We start from the raw sequence: 18062 nt of genomic DNA, 5'->3' as shown, positions 1-18062 counted from the left end.
ACCTATTTAGTATACAATAAATCATCTCGAAATATGGCTGCTAACTTAATTCACCAATAATATGTGTAGTGCTTCACATCATCCTCAATTTCCATTCCCATTTTTTCATAGAGTGCTTGTGCTTTCGTATTAGAAGATCCCGTTTCTAAAGTGATAAATCGACCCTTATTCTTTTTTGCATATTCGAAAGCTTCTTCCATCAACTTTTCCGCGACACCACTTCTTCGGCAATGATCTGCAACATATAAATCATTTAAAATAAAAGCCGGTTTCATCGCGACAGAGGAAAATGTCGGATAAATTTGAGTGAATCCTACAAATTCCCCTGCTTTCTTTGCTGCAAAAATAATCGATTCTTTATTGCGAATTCGCTCTTTCAAAAAGTTAGTTGCACCGATTAGATCACTCGTTTGGTTATAGAACGTTCTATAAGAATCGAATAATCTAGCTATTTCTTCTACATTCGTTAAATCAACTCGTTCAATTTTCATAGTTATTCCTCTTTTCATAATTGATATTTATAATGCGCGCTATACTTTACCCTATCTCCTTATTTTCCCCCAAAATACTTAATACACCGAATAAAAATAATAAACTAACGCCGATAAAAGTAAGTCCCGAAAATTGAATACGCGCATCGAATAATTGAAAAGCAAAAGTAAAGACCGGAATAAAGCATAATGACATCATGACGATGAACGTATTCGTATATTGAATTCCTTTTTGTAATAAATACATTGGCAACATGACACCTAAAACGGTAATGAGTAAAATCCAAGTAATATTCGCTTTAAAATAAGGGATTATAAGGTCATATGTAAAAAGAAATGAAATAATAATAATGCCAATATATCTTTTCGCTAAAATCATCGAGCTTGTCCAGCCCAGTTCATTAAGTTGTTTAGAATAGATGGAACAGAATACAGCACCTACTCCACATAACAAACTTGCGACAATTCCTAATATCACTTCTATCGATAATTGCATTTTCACGCCGGATTCACCAAATAACACAGCAGAAATTAGCACCGCGCATGCTATAAATGTTCCTATCGCGATATACCATTGTTTTTGGCGGACCGCTGTTTTTTGAAAGACGGCTAAAAGTAAAATAAAAAGTGGACCAATTCCCATTTCAAGCGAACTGACAATAGCAGGTTCTATATATTTTAATGCGAAGTAAAATCCCATAAATGTAATAATCGATGCCATATTTAAAAGCAACAGTGGACGCCGCGCTTCTTGCCATTGGACTTTCACCTTTTGCTTAAATGCAAAAGCTTGAAAGTAAACGGCTGTCACAAAGAAACTAATTCCCGTAAAAAGAAATGGGTGAATCCCCTGCACTTTATTCGCATAATACACTTGGCTTAACGCTGTAATAATGGCAGATACTAATAATGCGATAATCCCCATTTTAAAAGTATTTTTCCTTATTCCGTGATTCATCGAAAATCTCCCCCGCCCTTATTGCCTATTCAATATACTAAAATTATATTTATCCTTGTGTTTAACATATATTACTAGATAAACTTTATTTTTCAAGTATAATTACGAATATTGTAAATTTTCAATCTCCAATGGAGGTCTCAAGTAGATTTATTCCAATCTATTTTGAATCACCAAATAGGTTGGCGAAATAATGTACTTGCATTACAAATCATTAATTATTGCAATAATTGTAGGCATAACCATGTATATACTTGATATAATCGAAAGCAATTCATTGCTAAACTTTGCTATACTTTTTATTATCTTATCCATTACATTAACGTTATTTCAGAAATTCGAGGAGAATAAAGGGGAACGTTAAATCTTTAGTTTCTTTCTACCTTTTAAACTTGTTCGTTTTAATTTCAGCCACAATAAAGAATGAATATAAATCAAAAGGAGCCTTATTATTATGTCTTTATTTACAATGCTTGTTTCAGACCAACCGTTAAAGGAAGTCGATTTAACGGGAATTACTGAAATAACCGTTCGAGAATTAAAATTTTTAAATCCTATTACAGAAAATTCACCCGAGAAAATTTGGCATACGATGGACGACGATGCACTAATCATTCAAGCTCCTGATGAATCTGCATTTAACAAATTAGTAATTTCAGCTACTGAAACGCCTCCATTTGATTTAAGATTTTACTCAAAAAAAGAGCATGTCTATTTTATCGGAGGCAACTGGAGAGGTGAGTTTTTAACGGATCTTTCAAATTATATAAAAGAAAATATACGAGCAGAACACAACGTAGAATTACTTGTTTTTTGGGCTGATGATGAGGCGCATAGTTTGAAACAATATACATTCAAAATTAATGAGGTTCAGCCAAGCCAACTTGAAACGATTGAACAAAAAAGATATAGTCGCGCTTATTTTGTTTAAGGGGAAAAATTATATTAGAGACATGGGGGGATTATAGTGAACTCTAGCAAGGGCGATTCGAAAAGATTGGCGCTTTTTTTAATTATGCAAGTACTAATTATTGCATTCGTAATCTTTTATTTTAATTTTATAAAACCTAAAAACTCCCTTGAACTCTATCAAAGTTTTTCATTTGCTAAAGATTATGAAGAGGCAAAGCAGTTTATGTTAGAGGGTTACGAGGATTACTTGGATGAAGACGATTTTCATTATATTAATAACTTAAATACTATTGCTGAACAAATCAATCAATTTACACTATTTGTATATAATGATAAAACATATGTACTTATGACTTCTCCGGGGACACACAAATTAGAAGTGCTGAACGTTGAAGAATTGCCCGAAGAAGTAAGAGCCTATTTTCTTAAAATGGGGAAAGACATGAAATAACCTTTCCCTCATTCAGAGCGCTCATTTTTTCCATTCAATCTCTACTTTATAAGGCCCATGCAAAGAAATCTCGAGTAATTTCAACGCCATATATGATGGCTCGTGCTCACAATTATTTTGAATCCACCAAGTAATACTCTCAATATAAGCACCTGCAACATAATGAAGAATAAATGCACTTTCCGCCCGTATATCTTTCGGCGGGATTTTTGTCGTAGCAATTCCATCTTCAATATACTGTAGTAAAATTTCTTTAAATGCCTTAATAAATAGGCCATCTGGTTGATTAACTAATAAAACTTCATAAGCTAATTGATTTTCTAAAATATGTTCAAATAGCCACAGCATATTTTCAGGCAATTCTTCTGGACCAAAATCTTTCATATCTTTTGGATGGTTAATTTCCAAGCATGCCTTTAAATCTTTCAACAACGTTTCATGCAAATGTAGGCGAAGTTCCATCGGGTCCCTATAAAATTTATAAAAGGTAGGCCGTGTTACATCCGCCTCTAAACAAATATTTTGTATCGACATGTTTTCATTCGATTTTATGAGTAATGAAAGATACGCTTTATGCATTTTTTTTATGGATTTCACTTGTCTAGCATCCAGTTTCAACTACATCACACCTATCTATATATTGCTTTCACTTGCCACGAATTTTAGCTATCCATCGGAATCGCTGTTCTATCCGTCACTTTTAACTTTCTATCCGTTCATTCCATACAAAGAGATAAAAAAGAATCATCGAACAAGATTGCTCTCATTCCATGATTCCATAATAATCAATTACGCCAAGGCGTAATTGCGTCCAGATTTTTTCGAGTTCGCTCGAAAAACTTCCCTTGAAAATCTGTGACATCCGCTGGGGCCCAACTTGATTTGCCGAATCAAGTTATAGTGCTGTCCATCCACCGTCAATGACAAGCTCTGCACCTGTCATAAATTTAGATTCATCACTCGCTAAAAATACAACGCCATATGCTACATCTTCTGGGTTACCAAAGTAAGGTAATTGCGTATGTAATTCATAATAAGGCATTGCCGCTTCCATCGAAGGCGCTGTCATAGGAGTTACAATAATACCTGGGTGTACTGAGTTCACGCGGATTTTATCTTTTCCATATTCAACTGCCGCTGATTTTGATAAAGCACGTAATGCACCTTTTGCAGCTGTATATGGGCTTGATCCAGCCATCCCTACAATACCGCCAATAGAAGAAATATTAATGACAGAACCGCCGCCTGCTTTTTTCATTTCTGGAATACAGTATTTCATCCCTAATACACAACCATTTAAGTTGATGTCCATAACGGAATTCCACTCGTCCATTTCCATATTCGCGAAACTATTTGGACTCGCAACACCCGCATTGTTTACAAGAATATCGACTTTACCATATAACTCAACTGTTTTAGCTACGATTGCTTTCCATTCATCTTCAGAAGTAACATTTTGCTTAATTGCTGTGATTTCTCCACCAGCAGCTTTAATTTCTGCTTCTACTTCTACTAATTTTGCTTCATTAAAGTCCGTTGCAACAACTTTCGCGCCTTCTTTTGCAAATAATCTTGCTTCTTCAGCACCCATACCATTTGCCGCACCTGTAATAATTGCTACTTTACCTTGTAATCTCATTTTAAAAGCCTCCAAGTCATTTTTAATTTACAAAACATAAATTATCTTACAATTTAATTTTTATCACATAAAGTCTATTTTTGCAATTAAGAGCTTTGAATATTCACAAATTTACTGATATTACAAATAGGAATGTCACAGATTTTTTTAAAGAACAGTCGGTTTATTTTTGGGATTGGGTTGTTTAATTGGTATCATCCTTTGGGGGCTTACGATCTTAATACAAATTCGCAACGAACTGATACAGCAAAATCCAAATACATAAAAAATAGCGTGCCATATACGAACATACGTCAAATAGCGCCCCCCTGTTTAGGGGGCACTGTTTGATACCTGCATTGTGCAATGTTTACTTTCATAACTTCTTGCAACCTTCTATTCCCTCGCTTTATAACGAGTTGTTGGTCCACTACCGACTACAGATATGTCCCCTGAACAAATGTGATTTTTTAATTCCGTTAGTGCAGCCATTTCATAATAATGGCGATTAATTGTTCCTACCTCATCGTACACATGCTTTTCCCATCGTTTTGGGACGAAATCTAATGCACTCCATCTAACTTCAGAAAATTTAAATTGTGCTCTAGAAAGAAGGCCGATTTTAACTATCCAAGAGGAAACCAGCCAGAATCAGTTAAATCATGTCCCGTTTTGCAAAACTCCGCAAACCATAAAGAAGTAAGAATAGGAAGGTCCCAATTAGTAGTGCATAAAATAAGAAATAAGATTGAATAGGGGATTCATCTTCAGGTGACATCGCTAGCATAGGCTGCGTCCATGGATAAATCTGTCCTAATGGTGTACTCGCAATAATTATAGCTGGGAGAGTAAAAATAACGCTACCTGCCAATGGTATGCCAAAAGTTTTAGCTCTAATGGATATAATTAGTTGTAAAAGTATCAAAGGCAAGCATGCTAAAATTCCTCTAATCATGAATCCGAAAATTGCAAAGATAGGAAGATTACCTTCTACTCCTTTTATAAAACCAACTCCAATAAATAAGGTTATTAAAACTAACATTGTAATGATTACCATACGAACCACTGTTAAAAATTTCCCCAAAAATATTTCCGAGTGTTTGAGTGGTAAAGCTAAAAGTTGCTTCCAACCACCACCGACATGTTCTTCCCTACAAACAAGAGCTGCGTATATCCCAACTAAGATTGGTAATACAAAAGGACCCATAAATAACGCTACCTGTGTCCACACTTCAATCCACTCATTGTCTCCAGGCTGCATAAAAAGATTATAGTTTTTATAAAAATTGATATAAGCTAGGAACACCCCTAATAAGGGACCCATTAAGTAAAGTAACCACAACCTGGAACGTTTTAACTTTAATCGTTCAACATATAAGATATTTTTCAAAATAATCTCTCCCTACTGGACATTTCGTTTAGCAAAATGTTTAGAACCTATAAACATTAGGATTATACCTAATATGAAATTGATGACGAGATAGGCTGAAAAATCCGGGTTATATCCAATACCCTCATATTGTAATATGACTGTTGATGATTGGATTGGATAAGCTAAAGGGAACCACCTTGTCATTTGAGCAGCCGCTAAAAAAAGACCCATAATAGCCGAAACTGATCCAATAAGGATCGAGAATGCCTGATTTTTAATGGTCATAGACAACCAAAATTGAAAAGCCATAATTGGTAATACTGTGACTAACATACCGTAACAATCGCCTATCAATAACCCAAAAGGAATATTCCCTTCAAATCTTAGTATTTTTCCTAATAGAATCATTCCAATTAGAAAAAAGGTAGTTGAAAAGAACAGACTAATAGTTAGCCAAATAAATTTACTCAAATAAATTTTCCCTCTTGATATAGGCATTGAAAGAGTATGTTTCCATCCATTTGCCTGATGTTCAATATTAGCTATCACTGATGCAGCTAGTGTGATGGCTAATGGGAAACCTAGACCAAATAACAAACTGTTGTCATACAATAAAAACATCCACATAGAACTAGCACCAAACATTTCAGCTTGTTTTTCCACAAACTCGGTACGATATGTGAGATTCACTAATTCGTATGCTAAAATAAGTAACGGAACTAATAAAACAATAATTAATAACGACGATCGTTTTAGTTTTAATTGATCTGCCTGTAATATCCTTTTCATAAGCTCCGCTCTGCACCTGTTAATTCTAAGAAAATATCCTCAAGTGTTCTTTTCACTTCTTCAAGTCGATATACAGAGACACCCGAATGAACTAAAATAGAATTAATTTCTGAAACGAATGCTGGATTCGTTTGGGACAACCACAAAAAACCTCCTTGTAAATCCGTTTTTAATTCTCGTCTTTTTAATATTTCATTTGCTTTTATTACATCACTAACTCCGATTTTTAATAGAGGTTTCCGTTTTTGTCTTAAATGTTCAATCGAATCTTGAAAAATCATTTTTCCATTATTAATGATTCCTACTTTTGTAGCCATTTGATCTATTTCACTTAACAAATGACTAGATACAAGAACACTCATTCCGGTCTCTGGTAACTCTTTAATCAACTCTCTAATTTCCTGAATACCAGCCGGATCTAAACCATTAGTAGGCTCGTCTAGTATTAATAAATCTGGATTACTAAGTTGGGCGACAGCAATTCCCAGACGTTGCTTCATTCCAAGCGAATATTCTTTGGTTAGCCGATTTGCCACTTTGGTTAATCTTACAATTTCCAATACTTCATTCACACGTTTGTCTGGAAGATCTCGTAACCTACGAACGACTTCTAGATTCTCACGCCCAGTTAAGTTTCCATAGTATGTTGGAGACTCCACTAACGATCCGATCCGTTGTAAAATTTGAAGACGATTTTTTTTCAGGTCTTGGCCAAAAATTTCAATATTTCCTTGTGTCGGTTTTATCAAACCTAGTAACATTCGAATTGTTGTTGTTTTTCCAGCGCCATTAGGTCCAAGGAAACCATAAATTTGTCCTCGTTCAATTCTTAAGTTCACCCCATCCACAGAAGTATGCTTCTTATACTTTTTGGTTAGCTCTTTTGTCATTAATATTAGATCACTCATCTGTTCCTCACCTCATTTCTATCGTAAACGAAACTTTTTTAACATGAACTAAACTCTTTCTAAACATTTCCTTAACGATATCTCCTGAAAATTGCTATCTATTTATGCCACATCTACGTAAAATCAACGGCCATTAAATAATTTGACTATTCAGAACACTTAACGGAATATAAATTCTCTTCCGTAACAAATACTTCAACTTATATTTAATGTAAAATAATACTAAGTTAGGAAGGGGGAACAAATATGACTTTCAAACTCGAAGAACATAAAATTCTTATTGTCGATGACGATCAGCATATTCTAGATTTATTAACAGTCGTTTTTGAAAAGGAAGGATTCCAAAATATTTTAAAAGCCAGCACAGGAGCCGAGACTTTGTTAACAACAATACAAGAAAATCCTCACATTATATTGTTGGATGTTATGTTACCTGATATTGATGGGTTTACTTTATGTAGCAAAATTCGCTCTAATACAAATGTACCTATATTATTTTTAACAGCTAAAACTACAGATTTAGATAAATTGCAGGGGTTTAGTTTTGGAGGAGATGACTATATTACAAAGCCTTTTAACCCTTTAGAAGTCGTAGCTCGTGTGAAAGCCCAATTAAAGCGTTCTACTCAAATTCCATCATCGCATTCACGTAAAAACGTATATAATTATGGATATTTTAAAATAGATCCCAATACTGGAATACTTATTGTTGATGATGTAAGGATAGAATGTCCTACTCAGGAAATGAAACTTTTATTCTATTTTTGCGAACATCCTAACCGAATTTTGAGTAAACATCAAATTTATAAAGATGTATGGGGGGAATTTTATGGTGGGGATAGTACGGTGATGGTACATATACGACGTTTACGTGAAAAAATAGAGAAAGATCCTAGTAGGCCTAAATGGATAAGAACAGTTCGAGGATTAGGATATATATTTGAAGCAGGCACAAATGAGGAATTATTGTGAAATTAAAAAATCGCGTCGCCTATTACTTCGTATCGCGTCTTTTTTGGTTGATGTTTATTTGGGGCTTATTCATCGTAGTTAGTATCGTTATATTCAGCTTCTTTCTTGGATATAACAAAACAGAAACTCCACAATTATTGATTAGCAAAATTGTTGAAAGTACGGTTGTTGTTGATCAAAACCTTTCAGTAAGCTCAAAAATAAAAGAAGATTTAATCAAAAATAAAATGTGGATGCAAGTATTAGATGAACAGGGTGACGAAGTCTTTTCTTTCAATAAACCTAAAAGTATACCAGAGCATTATATACCAGGGGAATTAGTGTCCGATTACCTTTATCCTGCTAAAAAGGGCTATCAGCTTTCTACATGGTATAAAACTTTGGATAATCAGGATTTAACATGGGTCTTAGGAAAACCGTCAACTGAAAATAATCCCTTTCTTTATTGGATGAATAATCTATGGATTCTTTCTATCATAATAATTGGAATAATAATTGCCTCATTTTTTGGAAGACAATTAGGTGCTCCCTTACTCTATATTGCATCTTGGATTGAAAATTTATCTAAAGGGAAATATGAAGAACCCTCTTATTATTTGAAGTTTCATTCAAAAAAGAACCGACGGAATAAAGCAGAGTTTAAAACGTATCAAGAATTAACTCAGGCACTTTCAGGTCTTACATCAATCCTTAAGAAAAATGAGCAGGAAAGGAGGTTATTGGAAAAAACAAGAGAAGAATGGATGACAGGGATTTCTCATGATTTAAAAACTCCACTATCTGTTATTAAAGGATATACTGTCTTACTATCTTCACATAAACATGATTGGGAACAAGATAAAGTACGTCACTTTTCCAAAATTATGGAGGAACGTGTGGAGTATATGGAGCAATTAATTGAAGACTTCAACCTAACTTTTCAATTGAAAAATGATGTTATTCCGATACAACTTGAACAAAATGACCTTGTAATTGTGCTTAAAGACATTTTGGAACAACTGAAAAGTTTGCCTGAATCAAAAAATAAGTTAATTTCATTTGAAACAAATAGGAATCAAATATATCTTAATATGGATATGAAATATTTAAAACGAGCATTTGAAAACTTAATTGCCAATAGTATTAAACATAATCCTCCTGAAACTAAAATTAAGATCATAATTCATGAAAATCTGTCTCATCCAAGGCAAATATGTGTCTTAATTGAAGATGATGGAATCGGTATGGATCAAGAAACTATTGAACATTTATTCGACCAGTATTTCCGGGGGACAAGTACAACTTCTAGCAATTCTGGAACAGGTTTAGGTATGGCAATTGCTAGGCAAATCCTTATAGCTCATGGTGGAAATATTGAAATCAATAGTAAACTTCAACTAGGAACCCAGTGTAATATTACCTTCCCAATCGAATAGGATTTATTTAAAAACAATATTGACAAGTTACCTGAAAAATACTGATATTTCCTTAGCATAGGAAATATCAGCTTTCTTTTGTCGAATTTTTCTTAACGTATGTTTGGCGCTTTTTATTGGTAGGCCCCTTCCCGTATTGATTACTCATATATGCAAAAAAATAATCGATTATAATCAATTAATCGATTCGATTTTCATTCCACCTCTTTATTTTGTTACAGACAGTATAGGTGTGGATATAGCGAAAAATACGAACACACGCCAAACAGTGTCCGCCTGTTTTGGAGGCACTGTTTGATGCTTTTACTGCCAATCAAAAATAGTGTTGAACATCCAAATAAAACTCATATAAGAAGTAACACCCAAAACCAAAGAGGAGCATTCCAGCAACAATGGATGTCCACTTAATCATCTGTTTATTCATTACCTTTCTTGTCATGGAAATAACCGCTAATAAACCGATATCATGAAGTAAAATACCCGTTAATATCCCGAGTGCTGCAATGATAAAACTGCTTGATTCACTCGAAGAATAGGAGTCCGCTAGTACAGCACCAAATACAGACACCCAGAACACTAAATTCCCTGGAGATACAGCTACAAGTAACCCATTACGAAAAGTTTTACCGATTGATTTATTTACTTTTTCACCGGCTAATGTGATGTCCTGATCTGCATTTTTTATCGAATCATATGCTAGCAGGAATAAAAAACCTGCGCCTATAATCCATAACGGCATTTGAACATAAGGTAGTGATAGTATTTGTGCAAGCCCAAAATAGAGTGCCAATATGAGTAATACATCGATTGTCATTCCACCTATTCCAACAGCCCAACCGTGAAAGAATCCATTTTTCAAACCTTGTTTTGTCATTTCAACCGTAATTGCTCCTACTGGAAGTGCAATTGATAAACCAACTAGAACAAATTTTAAATAAATATCCATATCCAAAACATCCTTCTAAATTTTTATATGTATTTTCATTCCGTTTAACCTCTTTTAATGCATAAAAATACATTTACCTTATTTAAATTTATAGTACCATAAATACCCAGGATACATGCTTATATATTTGAAATTTCATTGAAAAAAGATAGCAACCCCACAATCAATTTGATAAAATTAAAGAATATTCAGTTAAATGTTAATGTATCTTATTTAAACAACAATTGTATTTAGGCAAGATGGACACAAATAGTTCCCTGTTGGTATCCTCTTAATCGTACAGGTCGAAAAGCAACTCAAAAAAATTTACAAAGGTGGGATGAACATGAGTAATCAATATATTCTTGCGGTCGATGGGGGCGCCTCAAAAACAACGATGTCCATTCGTACAGCAGTCGGACTGGAACTTTTTAGTGCCACTTCAACAGGTTCTAACTATCAAGCCGTTGGAGTAGAAAGTGTCCAACATGTACTAATCGGATTATTGCGAAGTGCAGCAGCACATCTCCCACCAATCCATCTAGAGGTGGCGGTTTTTGCGATGGCTGGAATGGATACGAAGCGTGATAAAATTATTCTTGAAGAGATTATTGAGCAAAGCCTTGCCCGTTCTTCATTTACATTTGGCACAATCATTATCGAAAATGATGTTGAGGCTACGCTAAAAGGGTTATGTGAAGAGAATGCGACACTGTTAATTTCAGGTACAGGTGCGATTTGTTATAGTGTCGCAGGTCAAACAACTTTCCGAGCGGGTGGCTGGGGACATCGCGTTGGTGATGAAGGTAGTGGCTACTGGATTGGAAAGCATATTGCCAAGGCGGTTTTCCGCGCAGCTGACGGTCGCAATGAACCAACCTCGCTCACAAAACTTATTTTAGATGCTTATAAACTAGAAGATAGTGACGCGTTACTCAACTGGATTTACAGTGAAGAATATACAAATACGCGACTAGCGAACTTAGCTTCATTTTTACAACAGGCAGTTATTCAAAATGATAACGTCGCGAAAAAAATTGCAGAAAAAGCCGCTATGGAGTTATTCCTATTAAGCACGACCGTATTAAACAAGGCTAACTATACACAAGGGACTCACCTATTCTTTTTAAATGGTGGCATTTTAAAAAACAATGAATTCATTTTAAATTTATTAAAAGAAAAGCTAGTAGCAATTTATCCGCAACTTACAATTCAAATGTGCGAGAAAAAGCCGATTGAAGCTATTGTAAAGCGTGCATTCAACGCATTAAAGGCTCCAATAAATCCATAGTAGGAAGAATAAAACGCTATTTCAAAATAGCGTCATTCTGTTGATAAACTCCATCGTCAATAGAAATTCTGTGAAAATTCGGGTAAAGTCCCTTCAAATCATAATTTTTATGAATTGGAGGGACTTTTATGTTTTTTATGCACTCACGTCAAGATATCGAAAAAAATCGTCAGTTTTATAAATGTATGTTCGACTCCAGTCACCAGTTAATTCAACTAGACAAACTCATCGATTGGCAGTGGATTTGTCAAAAACTCTTACCTTATTATTCTTCTACAAGAACGGGTCGTCCTACTGTTGACCCTCTTTTTCTAATTAAAATTCTTGTGATTCAGGGATTAGAAGGGTTTCGTTCAGTTCGCTTCACCTGTAAACAAATTCAGTCCAATGCTACCTATCGCTGGTTTTTAGGGATTTCTCCTTTTCAAAAAGTGCCGCATCATAGTACCGTTTCACGTTTTTTATGGGAACGCCTACAAGGTGCTTCTTTTTGGCGAGCACTACATCATACACAACTCCTTACACTTCAAGCTGAGAGTTTTATCGCGAATGAAACGTGGGCAGCGGATGAAACAGAATTAAAAGCGAATGCGAATAAACGCTTTCGCCAAAAGCTCATTGTCCCAAAAATGGTTCTAGAGAAATCAGAAGACCTCGAAACTATCAATGCCTTTCGCACACGTCAAGGAAAGAAGGCGTTACAGCCAGCTGAACCTAAAATCGAATATGCTTCAACGAATTTTAGTCCGATTGATGCCGATGCTCGGCTTTCTGTTAAACACGTTGAACGGGGGCAGTTTGCGTATTTTGAACATCGAATTGTCGATACGCTTCATGGCTTTATTATTGCGACAGACGTCACAGCCGCTAATGTTCCTGGGCATAAAATCTTACCTAGACAAGTCGATCAATTAAATGAACTGTTTGGGGCTTATGCAAAAGAAATTACATTAGATGCAGGGTATTACAATGCGACATGTGCGAAGGCTTTATTCGCCCGAAATTTTTTTGTTTCGGTGCCATATAAACGATCGCGGTCAAAAGAACATCCTCAATGTAAAAGAGTTCAATTTAAACAGGTGACAGAAGCTCTTTATTGTTGCCCAAATGGCGTACCTTTCACATACTCTACGACGACGCGTCAAGGCTATCATGAGTTTAAGGCTCCTAAGAGAAGTTGTTTCAACTGTCCTTTCGCTCTCAAAGAAGACACCGATCGGATCTTAAGAATCTCGATTCATCAACCGACATATGACCATTTAAGAGAAATGCGACTTTCATGGAGGGGGAAAATCTTGAGAGTGGTACGGCCACAAACCATTGAACTGAGTTTTGCCCAAAGTAAAGAAAACCACGGTCTCCGTTACGCCAGATACCGCGGTCTTCAAAAAGTAGAAACACAAGTTTTGATGACAGCCATCATTCAAAACTCGAAGAAATGGACCAAGCTCCGTTCACTACAACAAGTTGGACTCCATCTCACATATAAAATTATAGAAGAATTTTGATGAAAATTCAAAAAATCCCGTTTAAAGTTCAACGGGATTTCATTGACAGTTTTGTTTTTCAACACTGTGACGCTATTTCAAAATAGCGTTTTTGTTTTATAATAATTTCATCTCGCGAACACGCTTTGTAAATGTAGCAATTTCCGACACGCCCAATTGCTTTAGCTGATTTGCATTATCCGCTACAAAACTTCCTAAATCATCAGGATAATGAGCATCGGAGCTCAACGTAATAGGTATTTGATGCGCTGCTAACACACGTAAAAAAGATGGGGACGGACAGCTTTCCTGCACTGGATAACGGTAATATAACCCAGAGTTAATTTCTGTCGCAACATCCGCTTCCTTTAATGCCTTGGCAATCCGCTCATACCATGCATGCATGAATGCTTCATTTTGTACGCGATAATTAAACACTTTCAAATTATCCAAATGGGCAATAAAATCAAATTGCTTACTTACAATCATTTGTTCGACTGTTTCAAAAAAATGTTTATAAAGTATTTCTGGCTCAAAGCTTTGAAAGCGATGTTGCAGTGCTGGATTATCAAATCCCCAACCATCAATAAAATGGACAGAGCCGATTAAAAAGTCCCACTCATATCCTTCAATTAAGCTTTGCAATTCCTTTTCGCCTCCAACAAAATAATCGCACTCCAGCCCTAGCTTTAACGCAACCCCATGCTGTGCCCATTTATCCTTTGCCCGCTCAATACATGAAACAAATTGTGCCATATTTTGCGTCATTACTTGATCGAGCCATTGCCGCTGTAATTTTCCGACCTCTTCTCGTTCATCCAACAACATATACTTTTCAAAATAGGCCCTTGTTTCTTCAAATCTGTATAAATGATCGACAATGCCTACCTCTTGAATCCCTAATTGCAATGCACGCTTTAAATAAAGATCGAGCCATTGCTCACTATAACAACCATGCACCATTCGTTTTTGTAACTGATCCATTGTTTTTTCCATTTGTACTTTCGTGCTGTCTAGCTGAAATTCATCTGTCATTGTCGCAAGTGCCCGAATCGTACGGTTTAACCACTGGGCATTGTACGGTCCCTCTTCCAAATGTAAATGATAATCGACTAACATTTAATGACCTACTTTCGTCCAAATTGATTGCCACTCTTCCCAAGGACTTTCACCTGTCGAGATAATTTCATGGAAGTAATTTAACGCTCCAATTTTCGCAAAGGATTTTTTCTTTAACTTTGTATGGTCGACTAATAAAATAGCTTGGTCACTCCGTTCAAGCATGACATGTGATAATACTGCCTCATTCATATCATAATCATAAACGGCTTGCTGTGTAACACCCCCACATGAAATAAATGCTTTTTGCACATGAAAATGACGCAACCATTCCATCGTCAATGCACCGACAAGTGATTGTTGCTCCGTATTCACAATACCTCCAACACAAATAACTTCACCGCTAAATTGATGCTTTTCTAGCGCGCGGCTAAAAGCATTCGCTGCGGCAAGAGAGTTTGTGATAATTTTAATATTCTCTCCTTGTATGAAGTTCGCCATATGTACCGTGGTCGTCCCTACATCAATATAAATCGTATCACCAGAAGCAATCCGACTTGCAGCAGCCTGTGCTATCTCCCTTTTTTCAACCTCATGTAAATTCATTTTCAAATTAAATTTTGGTTCTTTATATGTAGGCTCATAAACTCGTGCTCCCCCGTGAAAACGAGTAACGCGTTTCATCGCCTCTAATTCCTTTAAATCTTTACGAATTGTTTCGGGCGTTAATTTTAATTGCTTCGCTAGCGCAACAACCGTAATCTTCATTTCTTGATGGACCATTTGCTCAATTAGCTCTAAGCGTTGTTCTTTTGCTGTTTTCATTCGAGTGAAATCACATCATTCTCTGCAATCGTTAAAACATAATCGTGATTGATATCAATTTGATTGCCTTGCTGATGCAATTGCTCAACTTGAAATACTTGTCCATTCGCTTCAAAATCGACTTTTAGCACATTGCCTTTCATCAATATATTTTTGGCAATTGCTCTTGTCTTAATACCTGATTGATTGGAGTTGATTAAAATCACTTCTGGTCGGATGGCGAAACGGTTCCCTTGTGCTGTAAGTTTCTGTCCAATTATTGCTTCTAGCTCTCGTCTTGAAAACACATTGTAGTTTCCGATAAAATTCGCAATGAATTCTGTTTTCGGATGCGTATAAATTTCTGTCGGTGTACCAAGCTGCTCAATTTTTCCGTTATTCATCACGACAATGCGGTCAGACACATTCATCGCTTCATCTTGGTCATGCGTCACGAGCACCATTGTCATCTTTAGCTCTTGTTGAATTTGACGTAGCTGCACTTGTAATTTTTTTCGGATTTGAGCATCGAGCGCACTTAATGGCTCATCCAACAAAAGCACTTTCGGTTTGACTGCTAATGCTCTTGCTAATGCCACACGCTGTTGTTGCCCACCTGATAATTGCTGTGGATATGACTCCCTTTTTTCTTCTAGCCCTACTAGCTGCAATAAATACGCCACTTCTTTTTGAATTTGCGCTTCGGTCTCTTTCTTTACTCGTAAACCGAATGCGATATTTTCATATACCGATAAATTCGGGAAAAGTGCATATTGCTGAAAAACCATCCCGACATTGCGTTCCTTTGTTGGGACGTTATTCATCGGTTGCCCATCAATTGACACATCCCCAAATTCTGGTTCTATTAAGCCTGTAATCACGCGTAAAATTGTACTTTTCCCACAACCACTTGGTCCTAAAATCGTTAGAAATTCACCATCTTCAATATGCAGCTCAATTTCATTAAGCACTGGCTTATTTTGATAGATTTTTTTAATTTTCTTTAAGGCTACCTGACTCATTTCGCATTTGCCCCTTTCATTCTTGTCGATAATTGCATTACGCTAAATGTGAGTATGGCCATTAATAGCACGTAAATGAATACAACTGCACTCGCTAAATGACCACTTGTATTTAATTGTTCGACTAGGAAAACTTGAAGCGTTTTAAATTTCGATCCAACAATTAAATTAATTAATACAAACTCCCCAAATAATATGGAGAACGATAATAGTGTTGCAACAAATAGTCCTGGATAAATCGACGGCATTAATATTTTACGAAACGAATACCATTTATTCGCTCCCAATAACTCGGCTGCATCCATTAGCTGTCGACCATTAATCGTCATTAAGCTATTTTTTGTGCCTTGATACAAATACGGCAAAATAATGACACAGTACACACCTACAACAACCGCAACGAGCGGAATAACTGTCACTGAATAAAACTTCAATAAACCTACCGACAAAATGATTCCAGGGAAGGAATAAATCATGACAATGATGGCCTTAACCCATTTTTCATATTGTGGAAAATATAAAATAATCACACAAATCGCAGGCACGACTAGTATAACCGATAACAGCACCGCCCCAGCGCTCAATAAAACGGAGCGACCAAATGCGAGGAGAAATTCTTTATCTTGAAATAATGTGAGTATCCATTTTAATGTCAGTCCTTCAGGGAAAACCGTATGATTCCAGCTCGTAGAAAATGCATAAACAACTGTGGCTAAAAGTGGAATCGCTAAATAAAGACCAACAAATGTTAAAGGAATCCATCGTATAAACTTCATTTACAAATTCGCATCCTTTCGCATTTTTTTCGTCATCCATTCACTAATCAACATGCCTACAATCATTACGGCACCAAGAAGGACTGCAATCGCACTCGCCAATTCTGGCTGCGCAAAAATATCGCCTGACAATAAGGCACCAATACGAATTGCTGTTAAGTTATAGCCACTGCCTGTTAGAGCATAGGCGGACGCGTAAGCACCCATTGCATTCGCAAATAAAATCGTCAACGTTCCAGCAAGTGCCGGCCAAATAATTGGAACACCAATTTTCCGCCAAAAATACGCGTTTGAAGCGCCTAACATCATGGCGGCATCTTTCATTTCCTTTTGAATGCCATAAAAAACAGGGTAAATTAACATGATTGCTAGTGGTAGCTGAAAATAAATATAAATTAACAGCAGCCCTGACCAACTATATAAATTAAAGTTCCAATCCCAGCCCATAAATTGAACGAATAATGTGATCAAGCCACTATTCCCAAGTATAATAATGAACGCAAAGGCAAGTGGAACCCCGGAAAAGTTGGATGTTAAATTAATAATAATTAAAATTCGTTCCCGCACCTTTTCCGAGTAAGTATAAATTGCGTAGGAGGCAAAAATCGCAATTATTAGCGCCAAACAAGCCGAAACAAGTGATAGCCAAATGCTATTCGCGAAGCTTTGCAAAATGTAATCACTTAAAAAAATCGTTTTATATTGATTCAAGCTAAATCCATTATTAAAACGAAAACTGCTGTATAGCATGTAAATTAGTGGGATAAAGAAAAAAAGTACAAGCAATACTTCGAACGGAAGAAGGAATAAGG

19 protein-coding genes are annotated in these 18062 nt (G+C 36.0%); 6 read left to right on the top strand and 13 right to left on the bottom strand.

Annotated elements, in window-relative coordinates:
• Positions 1 to 50: 50 nt before the first annotated feature.
• Positions 51 to 491, bottom strand: coding sequence for a GNAT family N-acetyltransferase (locus tag MHI10_RS00735; RefSeq protein ID WP_340782082.1), 441 nt, complete (start codon positions 489 to 491; stop codon positions 51 to 53).
• A 46-nt stretch (positions 492 to 537) separates the two neighbouring features.
• Entirely contained in the window at positions 538 to 1449 is a 912-nt protein-coding gene (locus MHI10_RS00730) for a DMT family transporter (protein ID WP_340782080.1), read from the bottom strand.
• Between the two features lie 454 nt (positions 1450 to 1903).
• Between MHI10_RS00730 and MHI10_RS00725 the strand changes: the two genes are divergently transcribed.
• Together MHI10_RS00725 and MHI10_RS00720 are read left to right on the top strand one after the other, a co-directional pair.
• Positions 1904 to 2380 carry a hypothetical protein gene (locus tag MHI10_RS00725; RefSeq protein ID WP_340782078.1) on the top strand — a complete coding sequence of 159 codons (477 nt, stop codon included), beginning with the start codon at positions 1904 to 1906 and terminating at the stop codon, positions 2378 to 2380.
• Positions 2381 to 2416: 36 nt separating this feature from the next.
• On the top strand, positions 2417 to 2812 hold the full coding sequence (locus tag MHI10_RS00720) for a hypothetical protein (RefSeq protein WP_340782077.1): 396 nt from the start codon (positions 2417 to 2419) through the stop codon (positions 2810 to 2812).
• Positions 2813 to 2833: 21 nt separating this feature from the next.
• On the opposite strand, the gene MHI10_RS00715 is transcribed toward MHI10_RS00720, so the two are convergent.
• The 5 genes from MHI10_RS00715 to MHI10_RS00695 all read right to left on the bottom strand — a co-directional run bounded on the left by MHI10_RS00715 (position 2834) and on the right by MHI10_RS00695 (position 7499).
• On the bottom strand, positions 2834 to 3409 hold the full coding sequence (locus MHI10_RS00715) for a TetR-like C-terminal domain-containing protein (RefSeq protein WP_340782075.1): 576 nt from the start codon (positions 3407 to 3409) through the stop codon (positions 2834 to 2836).
• Positions 3410 to 3707: 298 nt separating this feature from the next.
• Positions 3708 to 4451, bottom strand: coding sequence for an SDR family NAD(P)-dependent oxidoreductase (locus MHI10_RS00710; protein ID WP_340782073.1), 744 nt, complete (start codon positions 4449 to 4451; stop codon positions 3708 to 3710).
• A 634-nt stretch (positions 4452 to 5085) separates the two neighbouring features.
• Complete coding sequence (locus tag MHI10_RS00705) at positions 5086 to 5820, bottom strand: ABC transporter permease (protein WP_340782071.1); 735 nt, start codon at positions 5818 to 5820, stop codon at positions 5086 to 5088.
• Between the two features lie 12 nt (positions 5821 to 5832).
• Positions 5833 to 6591, bottom strand: a complete 759-nt coding sequence (locus MHI10_RS00700) for an ABC transporter permease (protein ID WP_340782069.1) — start codon at positions 6589 to 6591, stop codon at positions 5833 to 5835.
• Positions 6588 to 7499 carry an ABC transporter ATP-binding protein gene (locus MHI10_RS00695; protein WP_340782067.1) on the bottom strand — a complete coding sequence of 304 codons (912 nt, stop codon included), beginning with the start codon at positions 7497 to 7499 and terminating at the stop codon, positions 6588 to 6590. The genes MHI10_RS00700 and MHI10_RS00695 overlap by 4 nt, the downstream gene beginning before the upstream one ends.
• Before the next feature lie 246 nt (positions 7500 to 7745).
• On the opposite strand from MHI10_RS00695, the gene MHI10_RS00690 reads away from it, so the two are divergent.
• A complete protein-coding gene (locus tag MHI10_RS00690; protein WP_340782065.1) occupies positions 7746 to 8471 on the top strand; it encodes a response regulator transcription factor in 726 nt (241 codons plus the stop codon).
• Positions 8468 to 9886: a sensor histidine kinase gene (locus MHI10_RS00685; protein ID WP_340782064.1), complete on the top strand. Its 1419-nt coding sequence runs from the start codon at positions 8468 to 8470 to the stop codon at positions 9884 to 9886. Before MHI10_RS00690 ends, MHI10_RS00685 begins: the two co-directional genes overlap by 4 nt.
• A gap of 313 nt (positions 9887 to 10199) precedes the next feature.
• Here the strand turns inward: MHI10_RS00685 and MHI10_RS00680 are convergent, their stop codons facing one another.
• Entirely contained in the window at positions 10200 to 10832 is a 633-nt protein-coding gene (locus MHI10_RS00680) for a LysE family transporter (protein WP_340782062.1), read from the bottom strand.
• A 325-nt stretch (positions 10833 to 11157) separates the two neighbouring features.
• Here MHI10_RS00680 and MHI10_RS00675 point away from each other — a divergent pair, with 325 nt between their 5' ends.
• Positions 11158 to 12102, top strand: a complete 945-nt coding sequence (locus tag MHI10_RS00675; RefSeq protein ID WP_340782059.1) for an N-acetylglucosamine kinase — start codon at positions 11158 to 11160, stop codon at positions 12100 to 12102.
• A gap of 128 nt (positions 12103 to 12230) precedes the next feature.
• Positions 12231 to 13610, top strand: coding sequence for an IS1182 family transposase (locus tag MHI10_RS00670; protein WP_340782057.1), 1380 nt, complete (start codon positions 12231 to 12233; stop codon positions 13608 to 13610).
• Positions 13611 to 13706: 96 nt separating this feature from the next.
• On the opposite strand, the gene MHI10_RS00665 is transcribed toward MHI10_RS00670, so the two are convergent.
• Genes MHI10_RS00665 through MHI10_RS00645 form a run of 5 tightly spaced genes read right to left on the bottom strand, consistent with a single transcriptional unit; the run spans position 13707 to position 18000 of the window.
• The gene (locus MHI10_RS00665) at positions 13707 to 14708 is read right to left on the bottom strand and encodes a histidinol phosphate phosphatase domain-containing protein (RefSeq protein WP_340782055.1); all 1002 of its coding nucleotides are present in this window, start codon (positions 14706 to 14708) and stop codon (positions 13707 to 13709) included.
• A complete protein-coding gene (locus MHI10_RS00660; RefSeq protein WP_340782054.1) occupies positions 14709 to 15473 on the bottom strand; it encodes a DeoR/GlpR family DNA-binding transcription regulator in 765 nt (254 codons plus the stop codon).
• A complete protein-coding gene (locus MHI10_RS00655; RefSeq protein WP_340782053.1) occupies positions 15470 to 16474 on the bottom strand; it encodes an ABC transporter ATP-binding protein in 1005 nt (334 codons plus the stop codon). Before MHI10_RS00655 ends, MHI10_RS00660 begins: the two co-directional genes overlap by 4 nt.
• Entirely contained in the window at positions 16471 to 17250 is a 780-nt protein-coding gene (locus MHI10_RS00650; protein ID WP_340782050.1) for an ABC transporter permease, read from the bottom strand. The genes MHI10_RS00655 and MHI10_RS00650 overlap by 4 nt, the downstream gene beginning before the upstream one ends.
• Positions 17251 to 18000 (bottom strand): ABC transporter permease, encoded by a 750-nt coding sequence (locus MHI10_RS00645; protein WP_340789080.1) that lies wholly within the window; start codon positions 17998 to 18000, stop codon positions 17251 to 17253.
• Positions 18001 to 18062: the final 62 nt, after the last annotated feature.

Source organism: Solibacillus sp. FSL K6-1523 (assembly GCF_038005225.1).
Taxonomy (GTDB): Bacteria; Bacillota; Bacilli; order Bacillales_A; family Planococcaceae; genus Solibacillus.
Note: the sequence above shows the minus strand (reverse complement) of the source record. Positions and strands in the feature narration are given on the sequence as shown.